Source organism: Pseudomonas sp. TH15, from assembly GCF_016651105.1.
GTDB lineage: Bacteria > Pseudomonadota > Gammaproteobacteria > Pseudomonadales > Pseudomonadaceae > Aquipseudomonas.
On the sequence record NZ_JAEKEL010000002.1, the window covers coordinates 1 to 12,736 of the forward strand.

Sequence of the window (12,736 nt, forward strand, 5' to 3'; positions counted from 1 at the left end):
TGTCTTTCTATCAACTCTTCTAAAAAGCCTGCTTATATATAGACGCGACCACAACGAATGCGCAGTATATTGCCCAAACCATATAGCAATACTTTCGCTACCCACTTCGGACGATGCCTTGCAATGAATGACCAACCCCGCAGCCTTGCCTCGACCCTCTTTTCGGTTGGCCTGCTATTAATAGCCATGGCATCGATCCAGTCCGGCGCGTCCCTGGCTAAAAGCATGTTTCCTGTAGTCGGTGCTCAAGGGACCACCACCCTACGACTGGTATTTGCCAGCGTGATCATGCTGCTGCTATTGCGTCCATGGCGAGCGAAGCTCACCGCAAAATCCTTGCGCACCGTCATCATCTACGGGATGGCGCTGGGCGGCATGAACTTCCTCTTCTATATGTCCCTGCGTACTGTCCCGCTCGGCATTGCCGTAGCCCTGGAGTTCACCGGGCCGCTGGCCGTCGCGATCTATGCCTCACGTCGCGCCATCGACTTTCTGTGGATCGCACTTGCCGCTGTGGGTTTACTGCTATTGATACCGACGGGCGCCACAACGGCCGGAATTGATCTGGTGGGGGCTGGCTATGCATTGGGAGCCGGTGCCTGCTGGGCGCTGTACATTCTGTTCGGCCAGAAGGCAGGGGCTGACAATGGCGTAACCACCGCCGCGCTGGGCGTCATGATTGCCGCACTGTTCGTCGCGCCTATCGGGATTGTTCACGCAGGTGCTGCTTTGCTGACGCCGTCACTGATCCCCGTGGCAATCGGCGTTGCCATTCTTTCCACCGCCCTGCCCTACACACTGGAAATGGTCGCTCTGACCCGAATGCCAGCACGCACCTTCGGCACATTGATGAGCATTGAGCCGGCATTCGGCGCGCTGTCGGGCCTGCTTTTCCTCCACGAGTACCTTTCGTTATCACAGTGGATGGCCATCATGTGCATCATTCTTGCCTCAGTCGGCGCGACCATGACCATGGGCAGTGCCGCCAAGCCGGCGGTCGCTGCAGATTGATACAGGATTTGACGAAGCTCTGGCATTTGCCGCTCAATTAGGCCATGTTTAGGCCCGCAACCCAGTGCCACACATGGACTTTTTTCAGATAGGGACATTAGAGCGCGTCAAACGAAAGCGAATGCAGCCAGACTTGGGCGAAAGATCCGGGCCGCTATAAGGACAGCAATGAAACGAATTTTGATACTGATCGCCGTTCTCGCAGTTGCGGGCTGCGCGGCGACCACTAAAACCCAGGTCAAACACGGCAAAAAAGGGCTGCATATCAACTGTTCGGGGCTCTCATCGTCTTGGGACAAGTGCTACACCAGCGCCGCCGACTCGTGTGCGCCAAAGGGCTACAAGGTTATCGCCAAGTCGGGGGACGCGGTGGAAGAGCCTGGCGACTATCCGTTCGGCCTTAATCCTGCCGGCTACACCAGTCGCAGCATGATCGTCATTTGCAAATAGCCTGAGGCCGCCCGGCGATCTGGCGGCCAATCTCATCGTGACAGGACTGCAGCACGGTGCGCTGGATGTCCGCAGTGGCCAACATTCGCGCCACGACCAACGCACCGATGCATTGCGACAGAATCGCCCACGCCAGGCTGTCGCTATCCAGAATCCGCGCCCAACTCTCCTGAAGCCGACAAATCCAGATCTCTGCCTGCTGGCGTACCACGATGTCTGAGCGGGCAATCTCCGCACCTAACACAGGCAATGCACACCCGGACTCAGGCTGCTCGACATGGGCCATGCTCAGGTAGTGCTTGAGGCAACGCTCCAGCCTTGCGCGATCCTGCTCACCATGACCGCCTAACCGGGCCAGGCTTTGGCACAACTCTCGCTCGACGATCGCCGCAAACAGTTCATCCTTTGACGAAAAGTGACTGTAGAACGCCCCGCCACTCAAGCCGATCGCCTTCATCAAACCATCGACACCGACCGTTGCAAAACCAGACTTCTTGGCCGACACCGCACTGCTTTCCAGCAATTTCTCTTTGGTTTCCAGCTTGTGATTGGGCGAGTAACGCATTGCCTTGTCCTCAGGATTGATCACCTTGACGTTAGCCGGATCGTAGCATAACGTTCGTTTAGTTAACGATCGTTTACCAAAGGGATCTACCCATGAATAACAAGAAGGTCGTACTGATTGTCGGCGCTGGGGATGCTACCGGTGGCGCTATTGCCAAACGCTTTGCGCAAGAAGGTTTTATCGCCTGCGTCACCCGACGCAGCGCCGACAAACTCCAGCCGTTGGTGGATGCCATCAAGGCCAGTGGTGGCGAAGCTCACGGTTTCGCCTGTGACGCGCGCAAGGAAGAGGACGTGATTGCGCTGGTCGAGCAAATCGAAACCCAGATCGGCCCCATCGAAGCATTCGTGTTCAATATCGGCGCCAATGTGCCGTGCAGCATTCTCGAAGAAACCGCCCGCAAGTATTTCAAGATCTGGGAAATGGCCTGTTTCTCGGGGTTCCTCAACGCTCGCGAAGTGGCCAAGCGCATGGCCACACGCCAACGGGGAACGATCCTGTTTACCGGCGCCACCGCTGGCATGCGTGGAGCGGCAGGGTTTGCAGCGTTCGCCGGCGCCAAACACGGCATTCGCGCCCTGGCCCAAAGCATGGCCCGAGAATTGGGACCGATGAACATCCACGTCGCCCACATCGTGGTCGACGGTGCCATAGACACCGACTTTATCCGTGACAACTTCCCGGAAAAGTACGCGACCAAAGATCAGGACGGCATTCTCAACCCCGAGCACATTGCCGAAAACTACTGGTACCTGCACAGTCAGCCTCGGGACGCCTGGACCTTCGAGCTCGACCTGCGCCCCTGGAGCGAACGCTGGTAAGCCCTCCCCCAACAACAATAAGCAGAGCGCATTGACCATGAGCAAAACCGTGGAGTTTTACTTCGATCTGGGCAGCCCCGCCACCTATCTGGCGTACACCCAACTGCCGAAGATCTGCGCGCAGACCGGCAGCCAACTGATCTACATTCCCATGCTGCTGGGCGGCGTCTTCAAAGCCACCGGCAACGCTTCACCGGCGACCATCCCAGCCAAGGGTCGCTACATGTTTCAGGACCTGGACCGCTACGCCAAACGCTACGGCGTTCCGCTGAAGTTCAACCCGCATTTCCCGATCAATACACTGATGCTCATGCGCGCCGTCACCGGCATGCAATTGCGCCATCCCGAGCGTTTCCAGGCGTTCATCGATTGCCTGTTCATCGCCCTCTGGGTCGAAGGTCGCAGTCTCAATGATCCGGCGACCGTCGCGGCCGTATTGACGCAGAACGGTTTCGACCCGAACGAGGTACTGGCCCTGACCGCCGACGAGGAAGTCAAAGCCGCCCTCAAGGACAACACCGAGAAAGCCGTGCGACGCGGCGTATTCGGCGCACCGAGCATGTTTATCGACAATCAACTGTTCTTCGGCCAGGACCGCTTGGACTTCGTCGAAGAGGCATTGCGCCACAACTCGATCTAAGCCACCGCTCGAGCGCTGACGTCAGCGCCCGAGCGTCGACTGCTTAAATAGCTGCGGTCCGGGTTTTCAACCATTCAAGGGCAGCACCGTCGAGCAACGGGCTCAAGCGCTCACACACTTCGGCGTGATAGGCGTTGAACCACTGTTTTTCGTCCAGCGTCAGCAACGACGGCTCAAGGCATCGAGTGTCGATCGGGCACAGGGTCAGGGTTTCGAATTTCAGGAACTCACCGAACTCGCTCTTGCCTGCTTCACGGTTCAACACCAGGTTTTCGATCCGCACGCCCCAACGACCCGGACGATAAGTCCCCGGCTCAATGGAGGTAATCATCCCCGGCTGCATCGCAGTTTGCGGTGCGGCTGCGGCTTGATAGGCAATCACTTGAGGGCCCTCATGAACGTTCAGGAAGTAACCGACGCCATGACCGGTGCCGTGACCGTAATCCACGCTCTCCGCCCAGATCGGCGCGCGAGCGATGGAGTCCAGCAGCGGCGACAGAATGCCCCGAGGGAATTGCGCACGGGACAACGCGATCACGCCCTTGAGCACCCGCGTGCAATCGCGTTTCTGCTCATCGGTCGGCGTACCGACCGGAACCATCCGCGTAATGTCGGTGGTGCCGCCCAGGTACTGGCCGCCGGAGTCGATCAACAACAGGCCGTCACCCTCGATAACTGCGTGTTCTTCTTCAGTGGCGTGGTAGTGCGGCATCGCGCCATTGGCGTTGAATGCGGCAATGGTGTTGAAACTCAGCGACACATAATCCGGACGCCGGGTACGGGCGGCGGTCAGGTGTTCGTCGATGGTCAGTTCGGTGATGCGCTCGCGGCCCCATGCCGACTCCAGCCAGGCGAAAAATTCGCACAGCGCCGCGCCGTCCTGCTCCATGGCCTGACGAATGTGTTCAGCGTCGGCCAGGCTTTTTTGTGATTTGGCCAAAGTAGTCGGGTTCAGGCCTTCCAGCAGTTTCACGCCACTGCTCAGGTTATCCAGTAGACCGGCAGTAACGCGGGCCGGATCGACCTGCAGGCTCGCGCCGCTCGGCACGGCGCGCAGGGCATCGGCCACTTCGCTGTAGTCGCGCAGTGTCACGCCGTCCTGTTCGAGGATCGCACGCAGTTCGGCGCTGACTTTGCTCAGGGCCACGAATAAGGTGGCCTGCTTCTGGCTGATCAAGGCGAAGGACACGAACACCGGATTAAACGACACATCGCCGCCGCGCAGGTTGAACAGCCAGGCGATATCGTCAAGGGTGGCGATGAAATGCCAGTCAGCTCCGCGCGCCTGCAAGGTTTCGCGCAGTTTGGCGAGTTTCTCGCCACGACTGACGGTCGCTTGCGGCGGCAAATGTTGATAGATCGGCTCGTTCGGCAGCGTCGGACGGTCGCTCCAGACTTCGCTCAACAAATCGATGTCAGTGCGCAGTCGGGCACCGCGTTCTTCGAGTTTGCCGCCCAGCGTCCGCGCCGACGCCACAGCCATCACTGCACCATCGACGGCAACGACGCCACCTTCAGGGGTTTGTTCCGCCAGCCAGTCCAGCGGCCCGGGTTGACCCGGTTGCAGCTTGACCAGTTCGATGCCGCTGCCCTTGAGCTCCTTGCTCGCTTGCTCCCAATAACGACTGTCGGCCCAGACACCGGCAAAATCCGGCGTGACGATCAGGGTGCCGACCGAGCCGTGGAAGCCCGACAGCCATTGCCGACCTTGCCAGTAACCCGGCAGGTATTCCGACAAATGCGGGTCGGCCGACGGCACCAGCAGGGCATGAATACCCTCCCGGCTCATCAGCTCGCGGGTTTGCGCCAGGCGCTGGGGTACCAATCCATTGATCAAAGGCTGCGTACTCATCATGTCTCCTGCTAACCACTTCATCATTATTGTTGAGTGCCGATCTGAGTCGGCGCTTTCATAGCCTTATTGCCAGAATGCCGGCGCACTGGCGCAAGCCGCTTTAATCAGTTCGACCGCTTGATCGATGTCTTGCTCGGTGGTGAAACGCCCCAGGCTCAAGCGAATGGTACGGCCGGCCGAGCGAGCGTCGTGCCCCAGCGCCAGCAACACATGGGACGGAGCATTGCTGGCGGAGTTGCAGGCCGAGGTCGCGGAAAATGCGATCGAATGGCCCAGCGCGGTGCTGTTGAACTCACCCTCGCTGAACGTCAGGCTCAAGGTGTGCGGGATACGTTGGCCAACGCTGCCGTTGAGGCGCACGCCGGGCAGACTCAGCAGTTGTTCGAGCAAACGCTCGCGCAAAGCGACGATGGTTTTTTCTCTTCATCAAACGCCGATGCGGCCAAGGCAAACGCCGCGCCCATGCCGGCAATCTGGTGGGTTGCCAAAGTCCCGGAACGCAAGCCACCTTCGTGACCGCCACCGTGAATCTGGGCGTGCAAACGTTGCTGCGCTCGCGGGCCGACATACAACGCACCAATGCCTTTGGGCCCATAGAGTTTGTGCGCCGAAAACGACATCAGGTCGACCGGCCACTGCGCCAGATCGATCGCGACTTTGCCGGCGCCCTGCGCCGCATCGACGTGGAACAGCGCCCCGCGACTGCGCACCACTTCACCAATGGCCTGCACATCGTTGACGGTGCCCAGCTCATTGTTGACCAGCATCAGCGACACCAGAAAGGTGTCGTCACGCATGGCTTCACTGACCGCTTGCGGCGTAATCAGGCCTTCGGCGTCCGGCACCAGATAGGTCACGGCGACGCCGCCGTCCTGCAACTGGCGGGCGGTATCAAGGATGGCTTTGTGTTCGATCTGACTGGTGATGATGTGGCCGCCAGGCACACCGCGCGCCTGGGCCACGCCTTTGAGGGCGAGGTTGTTGGACTCGGTCGCACCGGAAGTCCAGACGATCTGTTCGGCCTGGGCACCGACCAGTTCGGCGACCTGCCGGCGGGCCTGCTCGACCGTGTGCCAGGCTTGCTGGCCGAAGGCGTGGGAGCTTGAGGCCGGGTTGCCGAAATTACCGTGAAACCCCAGACACTCGATCATCACCTGGATGACCCGCTCGTCCACCGGGGTGGTGGCGGCGTAATCGAAATACAACGGACGTGTGTTCATAAAAGACTCGCAGAGCGTGTTCCGGGATCAGGAGGCTCGTGTCTGCAAACGGCACAACGCAGCCTTGTGAGCTGCGCGTTGGTTCGAGAGCGTCATCAATACCTGATCGGAGGCCGTTAAAGAAGAACAACTTCATTTAAAAGTGCGTAGGAACGCTCCTGAAGTCGAGCTTAACAGGCATCGGCCAACCGGTTGAAGCAATGCGTCAGCGAAAGCTTTCGATCAACAACGGATACAACGAAGCCACCAGCAGCAGGGCCATGCCCCAGTTGAAGATCCGCAACCAACGGCGATCCTTCAACACATTGCGCAACAAAGTACCGCAACCCGCCCAGACACCAACGCTAGGCAGGTTGATCAAGGCGAACACTGCCGCAATCACGATCACATTGGTGAAGTAGCCCTGCATCGGCGTGTAGGTACTGATGGCACCGATGGCCATGATCCAGGCCTTGGGATTGACCCACTGAAACGCCGCAGCGCTGAGGTAACTGATCGGTTTACTTTCGCCCTTTTCGCTCTCGGAGACGGGACCGGAATGGGCGATCTTCCACGCCAGGTAGAGCAAGTACGCCGCGCCGACGTAACGCAAAACCGTGTAGAGCAACGGATAGGTTTGAAACACCGCGCCCAGGCCGAAACCCACCGCGACCACCAGGACAAAGAAGCCGCAAGTGATGCCGAGCATATGGGGGATGGTGCGATTAAAGCCGAAGTTCACGCCCGATGCCAGCAACATGGTGTTGTTCGGGCCGGGAGTAATTGAGGTGACGAGGGCAAACAGGGCGAAGCCCAGCAGCAGATCGAGCGAGAGCGTCATCGGTGGCAGTCCGTCAGGGTCAGTCAGGTATTGACCCTATCGCACGCCTTGCGCAAAACCCACGGACAGTTACGTGAAAGTTCGAGCAGTACAGTCGCGAATCAGCTTGGGCGACCGTGAAGGTGTACGGCACGCTCGGCGTTCATTTCGCCTTGGCTATCAAAACCGTATGACTTCTGTGGCTGGCCGAGCAATGCAGCTTTTTTCATTTGGTATTCATCGAAGGACAAACCCCGGCGGTTCAAGGCTTCCAGCGCCAGTTCCTTGGTTTCTTCGGCGGTGTAGGGACGCAATTCCGGGGAAACATGGCTTGCACATCCAGTGAGTACGGAGACGGCGAGCAGCAAGGAAACAGCGAGTAACCGATTCATGGGGAGCGTCCTGGCGAGCAATGGGGGTTGATGGAGCAAGGCTACGCCCGGCAAAGCTCGCGCAAAAATCAACGCTCTCAATAGTGGCTATCAGAAATTCGACACGCTTGTTCTTATATCTCCAAAAGATCTATAAATATCGATTAAGGTTCTTTTACGGAATAACCATCAGCCTTTATAAATCCCCTCATGCGCTCGGCACTGTTGCTCCAGCAACTGTTGCCCAGCCAACAGCAATTCAACAAACCGCGCTGAAACTCACACACGCAGGCTTTGGCATAGCGCTGTAAGCCCCGTAAACCGGGACTCACAGGAATTGGTACAGCACTTGCTCAAGTCCAGTGACTCATTCACTGCTCACTGAGCAACTGTTGAAAAAGGAATTGATCATGTCGCGTCCCCTGAAAGTCGTCGCCTTGTCCGGTGGCACCTGGCGTCCTTCTCGCACATTGGTGCTGACCCAAGCGCTGTTGTCCGAACTGTCCGGGCATTTGCCGATCGAGAGCCATTTGATCGAACTCGGCGATATCGCCCGCCCGCTCGGCAGTGCCCTCTCGCGTCAAGAGCTGAGCGCTGAAGTCGAGGCCGAGTTGCAAGCCATCGAACAGGCCGATCTGCTGATCGTTGCCGCGCCGGTGTATCGCGGCTCATATCCGGGCCTGCTCAAGCATCTGTTCGACCTGATCGACCTCAATGCACTGATCGACACCCCGGTGCTGCTCGCAGCCACCGGTGGCAGCGAACGGCACGCGCTGGTCCTCGATCATCAGTTGCGCCCACTGCTGAGCTTCTTCCAGGCCGTCACCCTGCCGATTGGCGTGTACGCCACCGAAGCCGATTTCGCCGATTACCAGATCACCAGCGAAGCGCTGAAAGCACGCATTCGCCTGGCCGCCGAACGCGCTGCGCCGCTGTTCGCTACGCAAATCAAACCGTTGCTGAAGATCGCCTGAGGAGTCGTGCATGGATGTTTTCTGGTTTCTGCCGACCCACGGCGACGGCCACTATCTGGGCACCACCCAAGGTGCGCGCCCGGTCACGCTGAACTATCTGAAACAGGTTGCGCAGGCCGCCGACAGCCTCGGCTATCACGGTGTGCTGATCCCCACCGGGCGTTCTTGCGAGGACTCCTGGGTAATCGCCTCGGCGCTGGTGCCTTTGACCGAGCGCCTGCGCTATCTGGTGGCGATTCGGCCGGGGATCATTTCGCCCACCGTTTCGGCGCGGATGGCGGCGACGCTGGATCGCCTGTCCAACGGCCGCTTGCTGATCAACGTGGTGACCGGTGGTGATCCGGACGAAAACCGTGGCGACGGCAGTTTCCTCAGCCACAGTGAACGCTACGAAGTCACCGATGAATTCCTGAAAATCTGGCGCCGGGTGCTGCAAGGCGAGGCGGTGGATTTCGACGGCAAGCACTTGAAAGTGCAGAACGCCAAAGCACTGTATCCACCGGTGCAAAAGCCCTACCCGCCGCTGTACTTCGGTGGTTCTTCTGAAGCGGCCCATGAACTCGCTGCCGAACAGGTCGATGTTTACCTTACCTGGGGCGAGCCACCGGCCGCCGTGGCAGAAAAACTCGCCGATGTGCGTGAGCGTGCTGCACGCAACGGGCGCACGGTGAAGTTCGGAATTCGCCTGCACGTGATCGTTCGCGAGACGGCCGAAGAGGCCTGGAAAGCTGCCGACAAACTGATTGAGCACATCAGCGACGAGACCATCGCCGCCGCACAGAAGTCGTTCTCGCGTTTTGATTCCGAAGGCCAGCGGCGCATGGCCGCGTTGCATGATGGACGTCGCGACAACCTGGAAATCGCGCCCAACCTGTGGGCCGGTGTCGGCCTGGTGCGCGGCGGTGCCGGGACTGCACTGGTGGGCGATCCGCAACAAGTGGCGGCGAGGATCAAGGAGTACGCGGACCTGGGGATCGAGAGCTTTATCTTCTCCGGTTATCCGCACCTGGAAGAGGCGTATCGCTTTGCCGAGCTGGTGTTCCCGCTGCTGCCAGAACCGTATGCGAGCCTGGCTGGCCGGGGCGTCACCAACCTCACCGGGCCGTTTGGCGAAATGATTGCCAACGACGTACTCCCGGCCAAAGTCTGACCCAAATCCCTTAAGAAGTTGCCGCAGGCTGCAATCTTTGCCTTTGATTTTTTAACAACAGATCAAAGGATCGCAGCCTGCGGCAGCTCCTACAGGGGCTGTTTGAATTTAGGAGTGTGGGTGTGACGGCCAAACCACAAAGCGCCCTGCTATCCCCTTTGCACACCGCTCGCCAGTTGGCGGCCGAGTTTGCCCTGACCGCCGTCGAGCGCGACGAACGCGGCGGTACGCCCAAGGCTGAACGTGATGCCTTGCGCCACAGCGGTCTGCTCGCCTTAAGCATTCCCACCCAGTACGGCGGCCTCGGCGCCAGCTGGAGTGACACCCTGAGCATCGTGCGCGAGTTCGCCAAGGTCGACAGCTCGATTGCCCATGTCTTCGGTTTCCATCACCTGATGCTCGCCACCGTGCGCCTGTTCGCCAAACCCGAACAGTGGCAACCGTGGTTCGAACAAACCGCGCGCAAGAACTGGTTCTGGGGCAACGCCCTCAATCCGCTGGACACCCGCACCGTGGTGAAGAACCTCGGCGGCTGGCGCGAGTTTTCCGGCAAGAAGAGTTTCTGCTCCGGCGCCAGCGATTCACAAATGCTGATCGCCTCGGCGGTCGATGAAAGTGCTGGCGGCAAGCTGTTGATCGCCGCGATCCCCAGCGGTCGCAGCGGTATCACCCTGCACAACGACTGGAACAACATGGGCCAGCGCCAGACCGACAGTGGCAGCGCGACGTTCGAACGGGTGCGGGTCGAGGAATCGGAACTGCTGCTGGATCCGGGTCCGTTGAGCACACCGTTCGCGTGCCTGCGGCCATTGATTGCTCAACTGACGTTCACCCACATGTTCCTTGGCATTGCCGAAGGGGCGTTCGAAGAAGCGCGGCAATACACCCTCACCGAAACCCGACCCTGGCATAAATCCAGCGCCCAGGATGTGCGTGAAGATCCCTACGTACTCGGCCATTACGGCGAATTCTGGGTCGCTCTCGAAGGGGTTCGATTGCTGGTGGAACGCGCCGCCGAACTGCTCGACAAGGCCTGGGCCAAAGGCCCGAATCTCAGCGCCGAAGAACGCGGGCATCTGGCGACAGCGATTGCCACGGCCAAGGTCGCTGCCACCCGCAATGGCCTGGAACTCTGTAGCCGCTTGTTCGAAGTGACCGGCGCGCGCTCGACCCACGCCTCGCTGCGACTGGACCGCCACTGGCGCAACCTGCGCACGCAAACCCTGCACGACCCGGTGGATTACAAACTCCATGAACTGGGTGATTGGGCGTTGAACCAGTCCCTGCCGATTCCGACTTTCTATTCATAGCCTTCTCTTCATGGAGCCTGCTGCCATGCAACTGCTGACCCTACCGCCCTCACCCGCCCTCGCTACGTCGATCCGCGCCACCGCGCAGGTGTTCGAAGATCCGAAATCCCAGGCGTTGCTCGCGCATTTACAACAGGTCGCCCCGAGTGAAGCCAGCGTGCTGATCATCGGTGAAACCGGCACCGGCAAGGAGTTGGTGGCGCGGCACATCCACAACCTCAGCGCCCGGCGTAACCGGCCGTTCGTGGCGGTGAACTGCGGCGCGTTCTCCGAATCCCTGGTCGAAGCCGAGCTGTTCGGCCATGAAAAAGGCGCCTTCACTGGCGCCCTCAGCGCCAAGGCCGGGTGGTTTGAAGAGGCGGATGGCGGCACCTTGTTCCTCGATGAAATCGGCGATTTGCCGATGGCGATTCAGGTCAAGTTGTTGCGGGTGTTGCAGGAGCGTGAAGTGGTGCGACTCGGTTCGCGCAAGAGCATTCCCATCGACGTACGGGTGCTGGCGGCGACCAATGTGCAACTGGAGAAAGCCATCAACGCCGGGCACTTTCGCGAGGATCTGTATTACCGCCTCGACGTGGTCAGCCTGGAGCTGAGCCCGTTGCGCGACCGTCCCGGCGACATCCTGCCGCTGACCCGGCACTTCGTCGAAGCCTACAGCCAGCGCCTCGGCTACGGCACGATCACCATCAGCAAAGAAGCCGAACTGAAACTGCGCAGCTACAGTTGGCCGGGCAACATCCGCGAACTGGAAAACGTGATTCACCACACCCTGCTGATCTGCCGTAACGGCGTGATCGAACGCGATGACTTGCGCCTGTCGAACATGCGCATCGAGCGTCAGGACGATCACCACGGCAACGTCGACGACTCACCGGAAGCCTTGCTCGACCGAGCCTTTCAAAAGCTCTTCGAGGAACAGGCCGGGGCGCTGCACGAAAAAGTCGAAGACGCGTTGTTGCGCGCGGCTTACCGCTTCAGCCATTACAACCAGGTGCACACCGCCGCATTGCTGGGCTTGAGCCGCAACGTGACCCGCACGCGGTTGATCAAGATCGGCGAACTGGCAGTGAACAAACGCCGCCCGACGGAAAACGTGCAAGGCGAGCGCTTGATGCAGTTGTCGATCTAGGCGCTTACCGGGAATGCACCAAATTGCAGTGCAGCGCGTTGTCGTGACTACGCTCCAGGCTGTGCAGCACCTGGAATGAGCCGAACGTCACGGCTTTCGCCTTGTGGGCGCGGATCAGTTGCCAGAAATCCTGCTCGCCGCTTTCAAAGTGCTGGAATGCGGCTTCCCCCGCCTCGCGGGATTGCCATTGCAGGTAATTGAGCACCCGCCGACCATCGTCGCTGGCCTGGATGCTCGCACTCAGAAACCCGCTGAAATCCTGGGCCAGACGCTCGGTCTGGACAGACAGCGCCGACACTAGAGCCGGTTGCTGATGCGGTTCAATCTCGAATTCGATCAATTGGGTGAAACTGCGGTTTTTCTCTGACATCGGCATAAAGACTCCCCACTCACCGGTTAACCGGACCTTGCGATCCGAAGGCTTGCAGGGTAAAACCTCGA

13 protein-coding genes and 1 pseudogene are annotated in these 12,736 nt (G+C 59.5%); 8 read left to right on the plus strand and 6 right to left on the minus strand.

Annotated elements, in window-relative coordinates:
* Positions 1-123: 123 nt before the first annotated feature.
* Both rhtA and JFT87_RS23750 read left to right on the plus strand, forming a co-directional pair.
* Positions 124-1,011 (plus strand): threonine/homoserine exporter RhtA, encoded by an 888-nt coding sequence (rhtA, locus tag JFT87_RS23745; RefSeq protein ID WP_201191129.1) that lies wholly within the window; start codon positions 124-126, stop codon positions 1,009-1,011.
* A 168-nt stretch (positions 1,012-1,179) separates the two neighbouring features.
* Positions 1,180-1,461 carry a hypothetical protein gene (locus tag JFT87_RS23750; RefSeq protein ID WP_201205359.1) on the plus strand — a complete coding sequence of 94 codons (282 nt, stop codon included), beginning with the start codon at positions 1,180-1,182 and terminating at the stop codon, positions 1,459-1,461.
* Here the strand turns inward: JFT87_RS23750 and JFT87_RS23755 are convergent.
* Positions 1,448-2,026, minus strand: coding sequence for a TetR/AcrR family transcriptional regulator (locus tag JFT87_RS23755; RefSeq protein WP_201205361.1), 579 nt, complete (start codon positions 2,024-2,026; stop codon positions 1,448-1,450). The two genes, JFT87_RS23750 and JFT87_RS23755, sit on opposite strands and share 14 nt — an antisense overlap.
* A gap of 92 nt (positions 2,027-2,118) precedes the next feature.
* On the opposite strand from JFT87_RS23755, the gene JFT87_RS23760 reads away from it, so the two are divergent.
* Together JFT87_RS23760 and JFT87_RS23765 are read left to right on the plus strand one after the other, a co-directional pair.
* On the plus strand, positions 2,119-2,847 hold the full coding sequence (locus tag JFT87_RS23760) for an SDR family oxidoreductase (RefSeq protein WP_201205363.1): 729 nt from the start codon (positions 2,119-2,121) through the stop codon (positions 2,845-2,847).
* A 37-nt stretch (positions 2,848-2,884) separates the two neighbouring features.
* Positions 2,885-3,487, plus strand: a complete 603-nt coding sequence (locus tag JFT87_RS23765; protein WP_201205365.1) for a 2-hydroxychromene-2-carboxylate isomerase — start codon at positions 2,885-2,887, stop codon at positions 3,485-3,487.
* A 43-nt stretch (positions 3,488-3,530) separates the two neighbouring features.
* On the opposite strand, the gene JFT87_RS23770 is transcribed toward JFT87_RS23765, so the two are convergent.
* The 4 genes and pseudogenes from JFT87_RS23770 to JFT87_RS23785 form a co-directional block, all read right to left on the minus strand.
* Positions 3,531-5,339 (minus strand): aminopeptidase P family protein, encoded by a 1,809-nt coding sequence (locus JFT87_RS23770; RefSeq protein WP_201205367.1) that lies wholly within the window; start codon positions 5,337-5,339, stop codon positions 3,531-3,533.
* Positions 5,340-5,405: 66 nt separating this feature from the next.
* A pseudogene (locus JFT87_RS23775) lies at positions 5,406-6,562 on the minus strand (aminotransferase class V-fold PLP-dependent enzyme).
* 205 nt (positions 6,563-6,767) lie between these two features.
* On the minus strand, positions 6,768-7,382 hold the full coding sequence (locus JFT87_RS23780) for a LysE family translocator (protein WP_201191143.1): 615 nt from the start codon (positions 7,380-7,382) through the stop codon (positions 6,768-6,770).
* Between the two features lie 101 nt (positions 7,383-7,483).
* Complete coding sequence (locus JFT87_RS23785) at positions 7,484-7,753, minus strand: hypothetical protein (RefSeq protein ID WP_201205369.1); 270 nt, start codon at positions 7,751-7,753, stop codon at positions 7,484-7,486.
* A 389-nt stretch (positions 7,754-8,142) separates the two neighbouring features.
* Here JFT87_RS23785 and msuE point away from each other — a divergent pair, with 389 nt between their 5' ends.
* The 4 genes from msuE to JFT87_RS23805 all read left to right on the plus strand — a co-directional run bounded on the left by msuE (position 8,143) and on the right by JFT87_RS23805 (position 12,295).
* Positions 8,143-8,706, plus strand: coding sequence for an FMN reductase (gene msuE, locus JFT87_RS23790; RefSeq protein ID WP_201205371.1), 564 nt, complete (start codon positions 8,143-8,145; stop codon positions 8,704-8,706).
* Positions 8,707-8,716: 10 nt separating this feature from the next.
* Positions 8,717-9,856, plus strand: a complete 1,140-nt coding sequence (ssuD, locus tag JFT87_RS23795) for an FMNH2-dependent alkanesulfonate monooxygenase (RefSeq protein ID WP_201205373.1) — start codon at positions 8,717-8,719, stop codon at positions 9,854-9,856.
* Positions 9,857-9,978: 122 nt separating this feature from the next.
* Complete coding sequence (locus tag JFT87_RS23800; protein WP_201205375.1) at positions 9,979-11,166, plus strand: acyl-CoA dehydrogenase family protein; 1,188 nt, start codon at positions 9,979-9,981, stop codon at positions 11,164-11,166.
* A gap of 25 nt (positions 11,167-11,191) precedes the next feature.
* Positions 11,192-12,295, plus strand: coding sequence for a sigma-54 interaction domain-containing protein (locus JFT87_RS23805; protein WP_201205377.1), 1,104 nt, complete (start codon positions 11,192-11,194; stop codon positions 12,293-12,295).
* 4 nt (positions 12,296-12,299) lie between these two features.
* Here the strand turns inward: JFT87_RS23805 and JFT87_RS23810 are convergent, their stop codons facing one another.
* Complete coding sequence (locus JFT87_RS23810) at positions 12,300-12,671, minus strand: antibiotic biosynthesis monooxygenase (RefSeq protein WP_201205379.1); 372 nt, start codon at positions 12,669-12,671, stop codon at positions 12,300-12,302.
* Positions 12,672-12,736: the final 65 nt, after the last annotated feature.

Excerpts from the sequence above, each read along its gene's own strand:
- JFT87_RS23760 (WP_201205363.1), top strand. The coding sequence starts at position 2,119 with ATGAATAACAAGAAGGTCGTACTGATTGTCGGCGCTGGGGATGCTACC.
- JFT87_RS23765 (WP_201205365.1), top strand. The coding sequence starts at position 2,885 with ATGAGCAAAACCGTGGAGTTTTACTTCGATCTGGGCAGCCCCGCCACC.
- JFT87_RS23755 (WP_201205361.1), bottom strand. The coding sequence starts at position 2,026 with ATGCGTTACTCGCCCAATCACAAGCTGGAAACCAAAGAGAAATTGCTG.
- JFT87_RS23770 (WP_201205367.1), bottom strand. The coding sequence starts at position 5,339 with ATGAGTACGCAGCCTTTGATCAATGGATTGGTACCCCAGCGCCTGGCG.
- JFT87_RS23810 (WP_201205379.1), bottom strand. The coding sequence starts at position 12,671 with ATGCCGATGTCAGAGAAAAACCGCAGTTTCACCCAATTGATCGAATTC.
- JFT87_RS23785 (WP_201205369.1), bottom strand. The coding sequence starts at position 7,753 with ATGAATCGGTTACTCGCTGTTTCCTTGCTGCTCGCCGTCTCCGTACTC.
- JFT87_RS23750 (WP_201205359.1), top strand. The coding sequence starts at position 1,180 with ATGAAACGAATTTTGATACTGATCGCCGTTCTCGCAGTTGCGGGCTGC.
- ssuD (WP_201205373.1), top strand. The coding sequence starts at position 8,717 with ATGGATGTTTTCTGGTTTCTGCCGACCCACGGCGACGGCCACTATCTG.
- rhtA (WP_201191129.1), top strand. The coding sequence starts at position 124 with ATGAATGACCAACCCCGCAGCCTTGCCTCGACCCTCTTTTCGGTTGGC.
- msuE (WP_201205371.1), top strand. The coding sequence starts at position 8,143 with ATGTCGCGTCCCCTGAAAGTCGTCGCCTTGTCCGGTGGCACCTGGCGT.
- JFT87_RS23805 (WP_201205377.1), top strand. The coding sequence starts at position 11,192 with ATGCAACTGCTGACCCTACCGCCCTCACCCGCCCTCGCTACGTCGATC.
- JFT87_RS23780 (WP_201191143.1), bottom strand. The coding sequence starts at position 7,382 with ATGACGCTCTCGCTCGATCTGCTGCTGGGCTTCGCCCTGTTTGCCCTC.